The 16657-nt window shown below is 37.3% G+C and carries 15 protein-coding genes; 3 read left to right on the top strand and 12 right to left on the bottom strand.

Features of this window, described 5'->3' with window-relative positions; genetic code table 11:
- Positions 1–652 precede the first annotated feature (652 nt).
- From NSS70_RS20110 to NSS70_RS20130, 5 genes are all read right to left on the bottom strand, one after another.
- Positions 653–2071, bottom strand: coding sequence for a PTS mannitol transporter subunit IICB (locus NSS70_RS20110; RefSeq protein WP_066251470.1), 1419 nt, complete (start codon positions 2069–2071; stop codon positions 653–655).
- Positions 2072–2173: 102 nt separating this feature from the next.
- Positions 2174–2611 (bottom strand): PTS sugar transporter subunit IIA, encoded by a 438-nt coding sequence (locus NSS70_RS20115; protein ID WP_066251473.1) that lies wholly within the window; start codon positions 2609–2611, stop codon positions 2174–2176.
- Positions 2612–2635: 24 nt separating this feature from the next.
- Positions 2636–3802, bottom strand: a complete 1167-nt coding sequence (locus NSS70_RS20120; protein WP_340882425.1) for a mannitol-1-phosphate 5-dehydrogenase — start codon at positions 3800–3802, stop codon at positions 2636–2638.
- Between the two features lie 72 nt (positions 3803–3874).
- Complete coding sequence (hxlB, locus tag NSS70_RS20125; protein ID WP_066251479.1) at positions 3875–4435, bottom strand: 6-phospho-3-hexuloisomerase; 561 nt, start codon at positions 4433–4435, stop codon at positions 3875–3877.
- 14 nt (positions 4436–4449) lie between these two features.
- Positions 4450–5145, bottom strand: a complete 696-nt coding sequence (locus tag NSS70_RS20130) for a ribulose-phosphate 3-epimerase (RefSeq protein WP_066251481.1) — start codon at positions 5143–5145, stop codon at positions 4450–4452.
- Positions 5146–5316: 171 nt separating this feature from the next.
- Here NSS70_RS20130 and NSS70_RS20135 point away from each other — a divergent pair, with 171 nt between their 5' ends.
- Positions 5317–6066 carry a DeoR/GlpR family DNA-binding transcription regulator gene (locus NSS70_RS20135; RefSeq protein ID WP_066251483.1) on the top strand — a complete coding sequence of 250 codons (750 nt, stop codon included), beginning with the start codon at positions 5317–5319 and terminating at the stop codon, positions 6064–6066.
- Positions 6067–6282: 216 nt separating this feature from the next.
- Here NSS70_RS20135 and NSS70_RS20140 read toward each other — a convergent pair whose 3' ends face one another.
- Genes NSS70_RS20140 through NSS70_RS20150 form a run of 3 tightly spaced genes read right to left on the bottom strand, consistent with a single transcriptional unit; the run spans position 6283 to position 8712 of the window.
- Positions 6283–6936, bottom strand: coding sequence for a TetR/AcrR family transcriptional regulator (locus tag NSS70_RS20140; RefSeq protein WP_339193670.1), 654 nt, complete (start codon positions 6934–6936; stop codon positions 6283–6285).
- A gap of 31 nt (positions 6937–6967) precedes the next feature.
- Positions 6968–7993, bottom strand: a complete 1026-nt coding sequence (locus tag NSS70_RS20145; protein WP_339193672.1) for an ABC transporter permease — start codon at positions 7991–7993, stop codon at positions 6968–6970.
- Positions 7990–8712, bottom strand: a complete 723-nt coding sequence (locus tag NSS70_RS20150) for an ABC transporter ATP-binding protein (RefSeq protein ID WP_339193674.1) — start codon at positions 8710–8712, stop codon at positions 7990–7992. The genes NSS70_RS20145 and NSS70_RS20150 overlap by 4 nt, the downstream gene beginning before the upstream one ends.
- 608 nt (positions 8713–9320) lie before the next feature.
- On the opposite strand from NSS70_RS20150, the gene NSS70_RS20155 reads away from it, so the two are divergent.
- Entirely contained in the window at positions 9321–10739 is a 1419-nt protein-coding gene (locus tag NSS70_RS20155) for an NAD(P)/FAD-dependent oxidoreductase (protein WP_339210690.1), read from the top strand.
- Between the two features lie 233 nt (positions 10740–10972).
- Here the strand turns inward: NSS70_RS20155 and NSS70_RS20160 are convergent, their stop codons facing one another.
- The 3 genes from NSS70_RS20160 to NSS70_RS20170 all read right to left on the bottom strand — a co-directional run bounded on the left by NSS70_RS20160 (position 10973) and on the right by NSS70_RS20170 (position 13268).
- Positions 10973–11344 carry a hypothetical protein gene (locus NSS70_RS20160; protein ID WP_063388277.1) on the bottom strand — a complete coding sequence of 124 codons (372 nt, stop codon included), beginning with the start codon at positions 11342–11344 and terminating at the stop codon, positions 10973–10975.
- Between the two features lie 24 nt (positions 11345–11368).
- Complete coding sequence (locus NSS70_RS20165; protein ID WP_082829614.1) at positions 11369–11884, bottom strand: acyl-CoA thioesterase; 516 nt, start codon at positions 11882–11884, stop codon at positions 11369–11371.
- 334 nt (positions 11885–12218) lie between these two features.
- Positions 12219–13268: an NAD(P)/FAD-dependent oxidoreductase gene (locus NSS70_RS20170; RefSeq protein ID WP_144598304.1), complete on the bottom strand. Its 1050-nt coding sequence runs from the start codon at positions 13266–13268 to the stop codon at positions 12219–12221.
- Between the two features lie 606 nt (positions 13269–13874).
- Here NSS70_RS20170 and NSS70_RS20175 point away from each other — a divergent pair.
- A complete protein-coding gene (locus NSS70_RS20175) occupies positions 13875–15716 on the top strand; it encodes an IS1182 family transposase (protein ID WP_445290605.1) in 1842 nt (613 codons plus the stop codon).
- Here NSS70_RS20175 and NSS70_RS20180 read toward each other — a convergent pair.
- Positions 15633–16544, bottom strand: coding sequence for a LysR family transcriptional regulator (locus NSS70_RS20180; RefSeq protein WP_066251505.1), 912 nt, complete (start codon positions 16542–16544; stop codon positions 15633–15635). The genes NSS70_RS20175 and NSS70_RS20180 overlap by 84 nt on opposite strands.
- Between the last annotated feature and the right edge of the window lie 113 nt (positions 16545–16657).

Genomic DNA, 16657 nt, shown 5'->3' on the forward strand with positions numbered 1-16657 from the left:
AGGAATAAGCAGACAGCTCAAACTCGAAAAAAAGGTGTCACCTATAATGATTATTAAATAAAACTTGAAACTGTTTCCAAATTCAAGTATTATATAGAAAGACTTAGAAATAGGCACGTTTGAAAAAGTGAAAATTAATAATTTTATAGTGGGCGGATGTTTATTATTTTCTTGTTGTCTTCAACACAAAATCACAATAGCCGAATCTGAAATAATTGGTGTATCGCTTAATTTTGCAAAATTACCATAAAACAACTTCTTCGTTTATTAGAGAGATAGAAACTTAAAAAACTTTGAACATATTTTTAAAAAGATAAATCAGGAGTTCCATTGCTTTCAATTCATTTCAGATTAGAAAAACCGTAAATTAAATTTATGGTATCTTAGGCTATTTAACTTATATAAGTTAGGGCCTTTGTTCAATCTAATTTTGAATAGTGGACGTGGTGAGCCGTCCGCGATTGCAAAAGTGAGCATTGCCTTATTTGCGCCATTTGCAAAAACACCACGTCCACAAAAGTTAAATCTCAAGGGAGTACTGTTTTCATATCTCTAATCTCCTAATGATTATTTTTCTTTTTAATACTAATATCTATAAAATTGTTGATAACGTTTGCAAGCAAAGAATCTCCAATTACACAAAACCATTTGTTTACCTTTTCCCTAATTCATCAATTAATTTTAATAAATTAGGATCTTCTATATAATTTTCTATAGTGATAATTCTTTTGTTTTTATGAGATAATCTTGCTCTTTCTAATAAATCTTTATGAACGACGATAATGTCAGTGTCTTCTGGAACATCCTCTATTCTATAATGTTTTACTTCAATACCGTCAATATTTGCTTTTTGCAGTCTTTTTCTAAATGTGGTTGCACCTAATGCACTGCTGCCGGCACCTGCATCGCAAGCAAATGAAATTTTACTTATTTTTGTATTAGACAGTTCATTAGATGGATTTAAAATTTGTTTCCCTTCAGATTTCATTGCTTTTGACTTTTCGATTGAACTTGTAAAATCTTCTTCATCTGTTTTTTTATCAAACTTTAATATTATTGCAGTAACGATGAAGGATACTACCGCAGCTACGATTACACCTGAAATGATTCCTAGGAAATTACCTTTAGGGGTTAAAGCTAAATAAGATATTATGGATCCCGGACTAGGTCCAGCTACAAGACCCGCATCGAAAAGATAAAAAGTTGTAATACCTGACATCCCGCCGGCAATCATTGCTAAAATTGTTAATGGTTTCATTAATACATATGGGAAGTATAACTCATGAATGCCTCCGAAGAAATGAATTATTATAGCACCCGGAGCAGTCCGCTTAGCAGCCTTTTTGCCGAAAAAGCTAAAAGCTAATAATAATCCAAGACCAGGTCCTGGGTTTGACGCAACGGTAAAGTAAATTGATTTTCCTGCTTCAAGCGTTTCTTGCATACCTAAAGGATAATATATTCCTTGATCAATGACGTTATTTAAAAACAATACTTTAGCTGGCTCATTAATAAGAGATAATAATGGTAAGTACCCTGTATCCACTAGAGATTTAATAGCGGATGAAACAACATTATTTGCCGCTTCAATAACCGGTCCTATAAAATAAAAGGAGAAAATCATTAGAAAGAAGCCTAAAATACCAATTGAAAAGTTATTAACAATCATTTCAAATCCTGCAGGTATTTTACCATCTATCAATTTATCAAATTTCTTTATAAGCCAGCCTCCCAAAGGACCAATAATCATCGCGCCTAAAAACATTGGTATATCGGATCCAACTATTAGCCCTATGGCTCCGATGGTACCCATTACAGCGCCCCTTTGGCCGGCAACCATTCTCCCTCCTGTGCTTGCTAAAAGCAAAGGCAATAAATACTTGATTGCCGGATCAACTATACTAGCAAGATTCTCATTTGGAAACCAGCCAGAAGGTATAAACAAAGCTGTTAATAACCCCCATGCAATAAAAGCTCCAATATTCGGCAAAACCATATTGGTCAAGAATCCTCCAACAGCTTGGATGCGTGCACGAAAAGATGGGGTTTTGGCTTTAATTACATTTTCCATGTATAACACCCTTTCTTCATATCAATATTTATAGAAGAAATTTCTATACTTTTTTGAAAAAAAAAGATGTTTAAATTTTAAATTTAATCAAAAAAACATTTTTTATTCTACCATTTTAATAACATTCATTATTTCTTCTTCATTGCTTGAATTTCTAAACTTATTTACAACATCTTCATCAATTAGTATAGAAGATAAGTCGGATAGCAAACCTAAATGACTTGAATTGTCTTCAGCCGCTAAGACGATAATAATATTCACTTCTTTTCCCTCTGGGAACTGCACGTTGTTTTGTAATTTCAAAAAAGAAATGCCTGTTTTGATTACTCCTCCTTCGTTTCTTGCATGCGGCATGGCAATTCCCGGAACAATTACTATATATGGACCATTTTTATTGACATTATCAATCATATCTTGAATATATTTAGGAGTAATATTACCTTTTTTTAATAAAGGATCGGAAGCAACTCTTATAGATTCCTCCCATGAAGATACTCTATTCAAGAAATTTATATTACCTTTTAAATATTCACTTAACACACCGTTTCACCTTTCTTCATGATTCTATTTACAATACCATTTCTGTATTTTTAGTTGATAATAAATTTCTTTAATTTTTTCTCTAATTGTTTTATTTTCTAACTCTGTAAAATGTAAAATGGCTTGTTCGATCCCATTTTCACAAATGTAGTTTTGCAAAATTACAGACTCTTCATCATCAGGGTTATCGAATAAAAATGCAGCAGCAACGGCAACTGATAAATATTCTATTGAAAGTCCTAAATCAAAAAGTTCTCTAGTGGGTTTAATTAATCGTTCATTATAGCCCAGTTTGCGAATCGGCGATCTTCCTACTCGCAAAATCGAGTCGCTAATATTTTTGTTTTTAAAGCGCTTTATAATTCTTTCAATAAAATCACTCATATCTTTTGGGTCCATATTAAATTTCCTTAAAATATATTGGGAAGCTTCATTTAGCGTTTCCCGTACAAGATGTTCAATTTTTGCATTTCTCAAAGCGCTCTGTATTGTAGATTCTCCTGCTAAAAACCCAATATAAGCAGTTGCCGCATGACCCATATTCACTAAATATAATTTTCTTTCAATATAAGGCTGTAAATCTTCAACATAGATTGCGTTTTTTATAATAGGCGAATCTGCATTAACGATTTCTGATTTGTTAATGATCCATTCATAGAACGGTTCTACAAGAACACTCTCACCCCCTTCGCTATGTTTTGATAAAGCTAGGCGATCAATAGCTGAATTAGGAAAGCCAACAAAAGTACATATATTTTCCATTTCTTTATTTGAAACATATCTCTTTATCTCACGTTTCAAACTGGAAGAAGCGTTAATTGCATTTTCATTTGCGATAATGTCGATCTTCTTTTTATTTTCTTTTGCTCTTTTCAAAAGGCCTTGAGCTAATATATTAGCAATTTTAGGTATGTTATTGATGCCGACAGATGTTGTAATTAAATCTGCATTCACAATAGCATTGATCACTTCTTCTTCTTGTGTTACACTGTTTAATGCTGAAACCGGAGAGATAGTCTCTATCGTATGATTATCATCTAATATCTCAACCTGATAACTATTGTAATTGTTAAATTTATCAACCGTTTTTTGATTTATATCCACGAAACAAACTTCATACCCAGTTTTGTTTAATAAGTAACCAATTAAACCTTTCCCTATATTCCCTGCACCAAAATGCAACGCTAGCATAATATTATCTCCCTTTACAATACTTAAAACTCTTTATCAAAGAATATCCAATCCAGCGAAGCTATTAACTTTTTACTCTAAATTCGCGTGATATTGCCAAAGACTAGACATATCAATATTTTGCTCTCTAATCATCATTAAGGCTAACGCGTCGCCTAATAACAATAAGCTTTGTTCAAATAAGCTTGTCATTGGTTGTACAGATTTCACTTCATTTGGCAGCTGTAGTTTTGTACCTACTGGTATCCTTACGAAACAATCTGAATACTCATTCATTGAGCTATTTGGATTTGCACCTATATGAGCAACTTTTGCTTTAAATTGCTTTGCCTTCTTTGCAATGATTAATGGAAAAGCCGTTTCTCCGCTTCCCGATCCCACTATCAACAAGTCTTTTTCAGTTATTGCAGGCTCAGTGATTTGGCCGACAATATAAGTTTTAATACCAAGATGAGCTAATCGTTTAGCGATAGCTTTCAAAGATAATAGAACTCTTCCAACCCCGACAAAAAATACTTTATCTGCTTTTTTTATCTCGATTAACAATTTATTGACTTCATTCATATCAATTTGGTTTAAAGTAGTGGTGAGTTCGTTTGTAATTTCCTTTACAATATCATAGTAATTAACCATTATTTCCCCTCTTTTCACAATAAACCTTCTATGATGCATTTTTCCATCGCTTTTTTATTCTCAGCTAAACTTTTGTCTCGAATAAATAAGCTTGTACTCCCGGCAACTAGTATGTCGGCCCCAGCTTTTACTAAGCTTGGTATTGTGTCTAAAGATACTCTGCCATCAACCTCAATATTTGTATCCAATTCTTTTTCTTTTATTAATCGCGCCAAATCTTCTACTTTTTTTATTGCATAAGAAACTTGCTTTTCATTTTCATCAGTTGCAAAGCCTGGATTGATTAACATTAACAAAATGGTATCGCACTGCGGCAAAATATAATCCAGGACAGACAGGGGAGTTGCTGGGTTGAGTGCTAAACCTGCTTTAATTCCATTGTTTTTTATTAAGTTAATGTATCGATCAATATGAGTGCTCGTTTCATAGTGAAATGATATTTGTTGTACATCAATTTTGATCATCTCTTGTATAAAAAATTCATTATTATTGGACATAATGTGGACATCAAAATTCATATCAGTTATTTTTCGTAATTGCTTAATAGTATCTATTCCCAATGGCATACTAGGGCTAAAGTGTCCATCTATAATATCAATATGTAAAGTATCCAGTCCTTCTTTCTCAATTTCTTTTACACTTTTTTCTAAATTACATAAGTCAGCACACATTATAGAAGGTGCAATCGTTATTTTTTTATTATTTTGCATGTTTGTGCCTCCATTTGCATGTGTTTGCATGTTTTCCTTTATTATAAAACGCATACAATGAAAAGTAAAGCATGTTTTTGCGTTTTCATGCCATTATTTGCGCGAATGCGTTTTGATCAATTGTTGAAATTATGATAAACTATAAGAAAGACTTAAAGGAGTAAAGTCACTATGCTAAAGGAAGAACGTCAACAAAAAATCTTGCAGATTTTAAATGAAGAACATAAAGTTATTGCAAGCGATTTAAGTAAACGCCTGTCAGTTTCGGAGGATACAATTCGAAGAGATTTAAAGGAGCTTGATAACCGCGGACTTATTAAAAGGGTTCATAGCGGAGCTTTGAGGATAGGGCCTCCTGTTGTTGATTTTTCAACAAGGCAGCACATGTTTAATGAAGTTAAAATTAAATTAGCTAAAAAAGCTTTATCCTTTATAAAAGAAGACATGGTTTTATTAATTGATGGAGGAACGACTAATTTACATCTAGTAAACCAATTACCTTTAACATTAAAAGCCACCGTCATTACAAACAGCCCGCCAATCGCTATGGCTCTGACTAATCATCAACATATTGATGTTATTATGATCGGCGGAACTTTATTCAAACAATCAATGGTTAATTTAGGAATAGACACTGTCGAATCTTTAAGTAATATGAGAGCAGATTTATATATCATGGGAATTTACAAAATTGATCCTTATATAGGAATCAGCGTCCCAAGCTTATCAGAAGCATTAGTAAAGCGGAAAATGGCTTCCATCTCTTCTGAAATATTAGGGATGGCAACATCTGATAAATTAAGCACTGTTTCCAATCACATTGTATGTCCTACTAAAGATTTAACATACTTAATAACAGAAAATATTAGTCCTAACATTAAAAAGATATATGGCAGCCAACAAGTAGTGGTGGTTGATTGATAATGCATTAACAAATTTGATAATCAGCAGTTTGATGAGAAAAAACGAGGGTAAATGAAATCAGATTCAACAAGCCGCTGGTATTGCTAATATATACCATATTGCTAAATTTCGAAGACCGCTTGGTTAATTCCAATTTAATTAAAAGAGGATAGTCTTCCTTCAGGGTAGACTATCCTGCAAAAAATCATGTATCTTTGATGATTGATTAAGCCGTCAAATCCCCTTTAACCCGTTTCGAATAAATTGGACCGTGTATTCCATTTCTTTCTCGTCATCCCATGGATAATCCGGCATGACCAAAAAGCGGGTAATGAAAAACCCAACGATCGCGTTAATCGTTAAACGAATGACAGTCTCGGTGGGAAAATCACCTATTTGCCCATTTTGTTTAAAATGGTTGACAACTTTTATAAACTGAGGCAAAACTTTTTCAGTAAAAACCGCGCTAAATTTTTCTTGAATTTCTGCATGGAACGCTATTTCCTGAAAAAAAATTTTTAACAATGGGACATTGTTTTTGACAAATTGATAGCGGTTGCGGATGATTTTCCTTAACAGATCTTCAAAATCATCAAGTCGTTGATCCTGGAAAACTTCATTGATAAACCTTTCAGCAAATAAGGGAACGGCAAATTCTATAATGATCGGTGAAACGATGGATATCAGCAAATCTTTTTTTGTTTTGTAATGGCGAAAAATCGTTCCTTCCGCTACCCCGGCTCTTTTCGCAATTTCGCTCGTGGATGTCGCAGCATACCCTTTTTCGGCGAAAATTTCGACTGCCGCTTGAAGAATTTTTGCCTGCTTCGGCGTTAAATCTTGATTCGCTGCCTTCATGAACTCGTCCATAAAATTTTTCTGGTCCATACACTTTCCTCCTTATTTCTCTCTTTTATTGTTATAACCTGCGATGTTTTTTCAATGCAAATATATTTAAGACATAGAAAAGCAGCGCAAAGCCGAACAATATTAGCAAATCCTGCCAAAGATCGACCAAGTCTTTTCCTTTAATCATGATTTCTTGAATGGCGTCCGCTCCATAAGTAAGCGGCATAAATTTACTCAACACTTGCAACCACTCTGCCAATGTCTCCAAGTTAAAGATTCCCGAAAAAAATGCTTGTGGAATGATGACAATCGGAATAAACTGCATGATTTGCAGCTCATTATTTGCAAAGGCTGATAAAAGGGTAGCAAGCGCCAGCGCAGTGATGGCTAATAAAAATGTAACTACTAACAGCTGCCAAAAATCCCCTGCCATCCAAATATCAAGTACATATACGCAATACGTGACAATAACGAACGATTGAATAATCGTGAATAAGCCAAATCCTAGCAAATAGCCTGTTACAATCTCCCATCTTTTAATCGGCGTCGACAGCAATTTTTCTAATGTTCCTTGTGTTCTTTCCCGCAAAAATGAAATACCGCCTAGCACAAAAACAAAGAAAAAGACAAAAAAACCGATTAGTACTGAACCCGTCTGATCAAAAAGATTGATTTTGTCAGAGCCATAATAATATTCGACATCAGGCTGAATATTTTTTTGGTCTGACAGGGAGCTGAAGGCGGTTTGAATCACCTTCATAACCGCTGAATTGGCTGTCGGGTCGCTTCCTTCCAGCAAAACATACGGAACATGATTTTTTATCGTTATAAATGCATCTAAATCCTCTTTTTGAAAAGCCTCCTTCGCTTCACTTTCGGACATGTGAACAACATCTTTCTCCAATTCATTTTGCAATACTTGCTCAAGCGGCGCCGGTATATTTTCTGCTGCTATTTTCGGTTCGTATGGGTCGCCGTCTAATACAAGCCATACAAGAGTGATAACTAAAAGCGGCGCAAAGATCAATAAAGCAATCGACCGTTTATCCCTTAACAGCTGTCTTATAATTCGGATGACAACAGCTCCTATTCTCATTTCTCATTCCTCCCGTATGCTAAAAATGCTTCTTCAAGTGAATCGACCTTTTGGTTTTCTTTTAGCTTTTCCGGCGTATCACAAGCAATGATATAACCGTTTCTTAGCATGGCCAGACGATCACACTTTTCCGCTTCATCCATGACATGTGTCGTAACTAAAATGGTCATCCCGTTGTTTTTTAGTTTTCTTAATTCACTCCATATCGATTGGCGAAGCACTGGATCGATTCCAACCGTCGGTTCGTCTAAAATTAATAGATCCGGTTTATGCATGAGCGAAGCAGCTAGAGACAACCGCCTTTTCATCCCACCTGAAAAGTCCTTGACAACTTTATCCATATGATCAGTTAAATCGACAATTTCCAAAACTTCCTGAATCGCTTTCTTCCGTTCTTGGCGTTTTAGCCCGTAAATAGCGGCTATAAATTCCAGGTTTTCTTTCGCGGTCAACTCCTGATAAAGAGCATCCGATTGCGCCATATAACCGATTGATTTCATTAGCTCGAGTGAAGGAACTTTTTGATCTTTGATGGAAATTTTCCCTTGATCTCCCTCTAAAATTCCTGTGATCATTTTGACCAACGTCGTTTTCCCGGAGCCGGATGGACCAAGAAGCCCGAAAATCTCTCCCTCATTTACGTCCAAATCAATATTTTTTAGCACTTTTTCCTTCCCAAATGAAATCGCAGCTTTACGGACAATAATCATTGAGGCCATTTTTTCCCATCCTTTCGTATAAAATGAGTGAGTACTCACATACATTATAGTTGTGCAAACGAATTTTGTGAAGTGAGTAATCACTCATTTTTTTGCGAATGATAGGAAAATTTTTTTAACAGATTCGGCTTTAATAGTTATCGTCTTAAAAAAGCTGACCGCTGCGGATTTATACAAAAAGCAACAATAAGCATTTGAACTAGAAAAAACATCCACACAAATTGACTGAGGAATGAACATCAGAAGATGCGCTTTTTTGCACAAATTATGCCCATTTATTAATAGGCAGGAGAAATCGGGGCAATCGGTTAGCTATTGGCTCATTAGGAGTGTTTTACAGGAACGACTAGATGAAGATAGCTTTGGTATTCGTTCCTTAGAGGAAATTAAACAAGCATTTTTAGTTATTTTACATAATGATTAAAGGAGATTTTAGATACAATACACATTCAATAAAAATGGTTGAAGTGATACTATATGGGCAAGTGGTACTGTAAAACAATAATGATTGATTCAATATAATAATTCTTCTCATGCGGATTTCTGTTTACGGATAAGGCTGACATATGTGACTTTCAAATTCTTACAGTTGAAAGAAGTGAAAAAAGATGAGCTTAGAGGCATTAAACAAACAAGTGAAAACCGATCTTTCCTATCTCGCCTTCGGAGGTCCAAGCTGGGTGCGAACGCTAAAAAAACCTGAAGGGCATGTCTACGATGTCGTGATCGTCGGCGGCGGCCAAAGCGGCTTAGGTGCGGCTTTCGGTCTTCTACGCGAACGGATATCCAACATTCTTGTCATTGATGAAAACCGAGAGGGCTGGGAAGGACCGTGGGAAACCTACGCCCGTATGGTGACCTTGCGAACACCTAAACATTTGACCTCCATCGACCTTGGGATTCCTTCCCTAACCTTCCGCGCTTGGTGGGAAGCACAATTCGGACCGGAAGGCTGGGAAGCGCTAGACAAAATTCCTCGGGGAGATTGGATGAATTATTTGCGCTGGTTTCGGAAAGTTCTCAATCTGCCCGTCATCAATGAAGTAAAGTTGAAGTTGATAGAGCCGACTGATGAAGGGATTCATCGGCTTCATATTGAAGGAACGGGTGCACCATCTGACATATTGCTCGCACGAAAGGTTATTTTAGCCACGGGAATTCAAGGCGGCGGCGAATGGCATGTTCCTCCTTTCATTGCTGAAAAATTGCCGCATCATCTCTATGCCCACTCCTCAGAAGCAATTGATTTTACAGCACTACAAGGGAAAAAGATCGGAATTTTGGGCGGCGGCGCATCTGCCTTTGATAATGCCAATTTTGCCTTATCAGAGGGTGCTGCCGAAGTTCATGTCTTTGTCCGCCGCAAGAAATTGCAGCGTATCAATCCGATCCGCTATATGGAAGTTTCCGGTCTAATTGAACGTTTCCAAGCTCTATCGGACGCTGATAAATATGCAATCATCGCTCATTTCTTTAAATATAATCAGCCGCCGACCAACGATACCTTCGGACGCGCAGCCTCATGGCCCGGTTTTCACCTGCACTTAGGAGCACCATGGCTTGATGTTGAAGCTGCAGATCAAGGTGCAGTAGTGACCACACCTCAGGGCAAGTTCACCTTCGATTTTCTGATCATCTGCACCGGACTCGTCACTGATCCTGCTTTGCGTCCGGAGCTGAGACTTGTCGAAAGCCACATTGCTCGTTGGGGAGACCGCTATCATCCCCCGAAGGAGCTGGCCAATCCAATGCTTGATGCCCATCCTTATCTCAGCCCTGGTTTCGCTTTTATAAGCCGCGATGAAAAGGGCAAAAAGCTTCTGTACGGAATTTTCGCTTTCAACTATTCGGGTTTGATCAGCTGCGGCATTACAGCAGCTGCTCTTTCCGGCCTGAAATACGGGATACGCAAGCTCGTGTCAGAAGTAGCGGATCAGCTTTTCTTAGATGATCGCGAAAAGATATTGAAAGACTTCTATTCCTATAACGAAATCGAATTTGTCGGTGAATGGACTAAAAAGGAGTAAGGCCTTAGAATAACCGTTGGTGGTGTGGGGGCTGTCTCAAGCTGATTTTTCAGCTAAGAGGCGCCCCTTTTTCAAATAAAAATAACGTTTATATTTTTTTCGGACAGCTGTTTGTAATGCAAGGAATTTATGGTCTGAGAAAGCGGCCTTTTAACACTCTTTAAAAATAAATAAGGTGAATCGAATCAAAGTTCGATCCACCCAATTAAATTTTTTCAGTTTCCTTCGAACAATTAATGGACCACAGCTGGACCAATTAATGCTGCTGGTTTTTCCCCTAAAGCCAGCTTGCTAATGTTTGTATAGCTAATATGTTTATATGATTGCAGCAATTGTTTTAATTCCGGAAATCTTTTATCTTTTTTTAGTTTTTCGATTTCCTGATGATAGATAGACAATACATAATCATCCTGAAATTTCGGTTGGAATCGATCCGGGTCTTCATCCATTAGTAAAGAGCCCATATATTGATATCCATATTGTAATTGACGAGTCAAATGGACGATATTTAAAAATTTACGATAAATAGTTGGTGTTGTTGCCTTTAAGTTTTCGATAGCGGTTTGTGCATTTTTCAACTCATCGTAACTAGAGTCTATTATCACACTATATCATTCCTTTGTTCCGTATTAATCCCACGGTTTATTCAGTGAAAGTCTGGACACGAGTTCTTTATTTTGTTGTCTTTTTAACTTGCGAATGCTTTCACGTTCTTTTCCTGTTTCGTAGAGATATTTTTCTTCCTCTGTTTCTGGAATAATAGGCGGTACTTCCAACGGTCTTTTATTCTCATCCAAGGGAACAAAAGTGAAAAATGCAGTAGCTGCAATTCTTCGTTTCCCAGTTTCTAGATCTTCTGCAATCACTTTACAGAAAATCTCCATGGATCTTTTACCTGTATAGCTAACAAATGATTCAATACAAACCGAATCACTTACCCGGATCGGTTCAAGGAAATTAACGGAGTCGGTCGACGCCGTAACACATTCCTTTACCCTTGTATGTCTGCGGGCGGAAAGCGTCGCACATGCATCCATCTTCTTCATTAAAACTCCGCCAAATAATGTATGATAATTGTTCAAATCATTAATGAGCACTTGATCTGTTTGAACAACACGTGTTTCTTTAACTTTTTTTGCTTCCATCATGATCACCTTACGTATAAAAATACTTTTGAAGCGTACGCTTCATCCGTATTAAAATTTTTACAAAGAGAATTATAATATAGCTGGTTTGCAAAGATACAATGCCAATCCTATATACAATTCATAACAAAATAGTATGGAAGCGCTCTTTAACCTAAACAAAAAACCACCCGTGTGATGAGCTGTCCCCAGTCAAGTAGACAGGAATAAAAAAGCACATATAGAAAAATCCCTCCATAATAGACAGATGAACAGGCTTTCTTTTTCCTGTCTACTATAAAGGGATCGTATCATTGAGCTTGGCCGTGTGTTACATTCTATTCCAAATAAACTTTTATTTCATCATTTGCTTTATCAATTCTCGGTTGAGTTCTTTAAAGATTTCGTTATGGGATGATACCATGCCAAATTTATCAGCCTTAGGTTCAATAAATTGTTTAGCGCTATTTACCGCATTTGCGGCATCCTGAAAGGCCCCCGCAATCAAATGCAATTTCCCATCGTATTTTAGAATATCCCCCGCTGCATAAAGTCCCGGTACAGAAGATTCGCTATGGGCGTTGCCCGCAATGTAGTGATTGTCAATCATTTGAATATTCAGCTCGCTTTTTTCCAGCAAGGAGGAATCGCGCTCATAGCCATGATTCACAATTACTTCATCAATCGATAAATAGGTGATCTCTCCTGTTTCACGGTTTGTTAGCTCGACTCGTTCAATCCGTTCATGGTCCTCGCTGGCAATCAATTTGGTAATCGAGGTATGAAAATAACAAGTAGCCGAGCTGTTTAGAAGCTGCGTCACCTGCGATTCATGACCTTTTAACATCTCCCCTCGATACGTCAAATACACTTTTTTAGCAATCGGCACTAATTCATTCGCCCAATCAATAGCCGCATTGCCTCCTCCTGAAATGATGACCGTTTTATTTTTGAAGAGCTTTAACGATTTCACTGTATAATGCAGATTAGCCACCTCAAACTTTTCTGCACCCTCGATCTCCAGTTTTTGCGGCTTCAATATACCGCTTCCCACTGCGACAATGACCGTCTTGGAAAAATGCTGCCGTCCAGAAGCGGTCTGCAATATAAAAGTGCCATCTTCCTTTCGTTTCATCGATTCAATCTTTTCATTTAGAACCACTGTAGGATTAAATGTTAATCCTTGCTTGACAAGCTGCTTAATTAATTGCTCTCCTGTAATCGGTGCATGTCCTCCAACATCCCAAATCATTTTCTCCGGGTAAACATGAAGCTTGCCGCCCAATTGCGGCTGATACTCAATCAGCTTTGTTTTCATTTCCCGCAATCCGCTATAAAATGCCGCATACAACCCCGCTGGTCCGCCGCCAATAATCGTCACATCGTATAATTCGTCATGTTTCATCTATTTCCACCTCTCCTAGAACTCAGGAAATGATTATCATTCTCAATTAAATATACATTGTTTTTACCTCTTTCACAACGAACAGTGATTGACTATTGAAAAAAATGTTTACACCATATAGAGCTCGTATTGTTTATGGACGGTCGGACCACTGTCTCGCAATCGCACAACGAGAGCAAGTCCCAGACGGTTTCTAACCGTTGGAAACATCCGTCTTTCTTCAAGCTATCTATGAATCGTTTGTAGATGCAGGAAATCAACGGACATCTAGAACCTCTATCTATTTTTCATGAAAAGATAGCGGCCGCTTCCACGAACATATGAAACATGATATTCAAATGAATCCTTCCTAACCCCTGCTTAAGTACAAGAGACGGCTCCACACAAAAAAGACACTTTTTTCTTGTTTCTGCTTCAAGTAAAAAAAGGGGCTGTCCAAAAAGTCAGGGTAACTGACTTTTTGGAGCCCCTCATTTTTTCACTTTTTAAAAAAAATGCACAAAAAAATCGTCCTTTCTAGTAAAATGAAGTTACCACACAACATTACAGAAAGGACGATTTTTTATGAGCAATCAAATGATTACTCGTGAAAATTATAACACACAAATGACACTTCCTCTAGATGGAAAAGAAGAAAAAACTCCTGCCAAAAGAAATTTAGCCCCTACTTTCAAACCATATGACAACCGTCAAGTTCAAATGATTTATGATATTGAATCTCTTATACCCGAACATCACGTGGCACGTGTCGTGGACGAAATGGTGGAGGCGATACCAGATAAACAATTGTTTTCTCATTATAAAGGCGGCGGCAGAAGTTCCTATCATCCCAAAATGATGCTGAAAATCATTCTGTATGCTTATTCTCAAAAGGTTTATTCCTGCCGAGGAATCGAAAAACTCGTTAAAGAAAATATTCCTGCCATGTGGCTTTCAGCGATGCAACAACCAGATTTTCGCACCATTAATGAGTTCCGAGGGGAACGGATGAAAGCTTTCATGGATGAGCTCTTTGAAGTCATGATTCTCAAATTGATAAAAGAACATTACATCACGATGGAAAACTACTTTTTGGATGGCACTAAGATCGAAGCCAATGCCAATAAGTATTCTTTTGTGTGGAAAAAATCCACTTTGAAATTAGAAGAGAAATTAAAAGAAAAAATCCAAGAAACACTAAAGCACATTCATGAATTAACCCAATTAGAAGCCGGAACAGGGCAAAAGGAAAGCGATCAACATACAGAGATCACCGAACAAAACATGGAGGAAATCGCAAAAGAAATAGAAGAAAAAGTTGAAACGCTAACGGAAGAAATCGAAAAGGAGACCGATACATCCATTCGGAAAGAGAAGCGAAAAAAACGCAGTCAATTAAAGAAATCGGTGAAACAAATTCGTGAAGATTTCCTGCCCCGAATGGCAAGATACAAGGAACAAAAGGAAATGTTCGGTGACCGTAACAGCTACTCGAAAACAGACAAAGACGCAACCTTCATGCGCATGAAAGAAGACCATATGAAAAACGGTCAGCTCAAGCCCGGATACAACGTGCAAATGGGGACAGAGAATCAGTTTATCTTGTTTTATACCATTCATCAACGACCGACCGATACACGTTGCTTTATCCCACATATGGAGAAGCTAGCCTCCAGTTCATTACCGATGCCCAAAACGGTCATTGCGGATGCAGGCTATGGTAGTGAAGAAAACTATGTATATGCAGTTGGTGATGAGAAAGAGCCCCGTTTTGAGTTTCTAATTCCTTATGGGAGCTATGTAAAAGAACAAACACGTACATACAAAAAAGACATTAAAAATGCCAAAAACTGGACCTATTGTGAAGAGGAAGATTGTTTTATTTGCCCGAATGGAAGGAGAGTAACGTTTAAAAAATACCAAAACAAAAAGAATCCATCTGGCTATGAACAAAGCTTCAAAATATACGAATGTGAAGATTGTACCGATTGCCCATTGAAAGCGAAATGCACAAAAGCGAAGGGAAATCGTCAAGTTCACTGGAATCCCATCTTCGAAGAAATGAAAGCAAAGGCCAAAACAGCCCTTGAATGTGAAGAGAAAGCCGCCATCTACGCTCGACGCAAAGTCGAGGCAGAAAGTGTGTTCGGTCACATCAAGGGCAATCGGTCGTTCCGCAGATTTTCTTTGCGGGGCCTCGACAAGGTACATGTTGAGTTTGGGATTGTGGCATTAGCCCACAACATACTGAAAGTAGCCGGCATCCGCCAGCTACTTTCAGATAAAAATCGAAAAAATATAAAAGCAAGTGGAGAGAAACGAATTGTTTTTCTCCACTTGCTTCATTTTAGGGACTTATCGGACAGCCCCCTTCTTATAGTTGACTCAATCGGATTTAGAATCCTGGCCGGGATTAGCCGTCGACAGCTTTTCTTTTGCAAATCGTATAAATTCCTGCGCAATCTGTGATAAGCTTGCATCCTTTCTCCAAATCATTGCCAGATTCCATTCGATTTCCGGATTAGTGACGGTGATCGTTTTAAAATCATCTGTTAGTTCTATACACGTACTTTCAGGCAGCAAAGTAATACCTATATTGTAGGCAACCAATTCTTGAATAAACTCCAGTTGTGATGTTTCCGAAATAATTTTCGGTTGAAAACCGGCTTCTTTACAAGAATTGATGACAAGATTTCTTAGCACAAAATCCCGGTCGAACATAATAAAGTCCTCTTTTTTTAGCTCCTGCAAAGACACTTCTTGTTTTCCCGCCAGACGATGAGACGAAGAGACAACTAGTTTTAATTTCTCATTCACAAATATAATACTGTCAAGATTTTCATTTTCCTCAGAAAGAACAACGACCCCAAAATCCAATAAATTATTGAGAACCTTCTCTTCAACTGGTTTGGAACCATCCTCTTCTAGTAGGAAAATCACCTCTGGATATTCTTCATGAAACGATGCAATCAATTTTGAGAAGAAAATGGAATTCGTAATCGTAGGTAGCCCGATGCGAATTTGTCGTTTTCTTTGCATAAACATTTTATCAAGTTCTGCATCCAATTGCTGCAGCTGATTTTCAATTTTTAAAGCATGTTTTTTTAAAATACGGCCTGCATCCGTCAATATCAGCTTTTTTCTAGTACGTATGAAAAGCGGTGCTCCAATTTCATCCTCCAATGATTTGATAATTCTGCTGAGAGCAGGCTGCGTAATGAACAGATTCTCAGATGCAGTGGTAAAATTGCCGGTACGTGTAACCTCAAGAAAACACTTCAATTGTTTAATTTCCAATTGAATCAAACACCCTATTACATTTTAATGATAATAAAGTTTACCACACTTTTCACTTTAGCGCTTTAAATTTGTTTCATCAAATAGGCGAAGCATAAAGCCTTGATGTTAGA

It is taken from the genome of Aeribacillus sp. FSL K6-2848 (assembly GCF_038004325.1).
Taxonomy (GTDB): Bacteria; Bacillota; Bacilli; order Bacillales; family Aeribacillaceae; genus Aeribacillus; species Aeribacillus composti.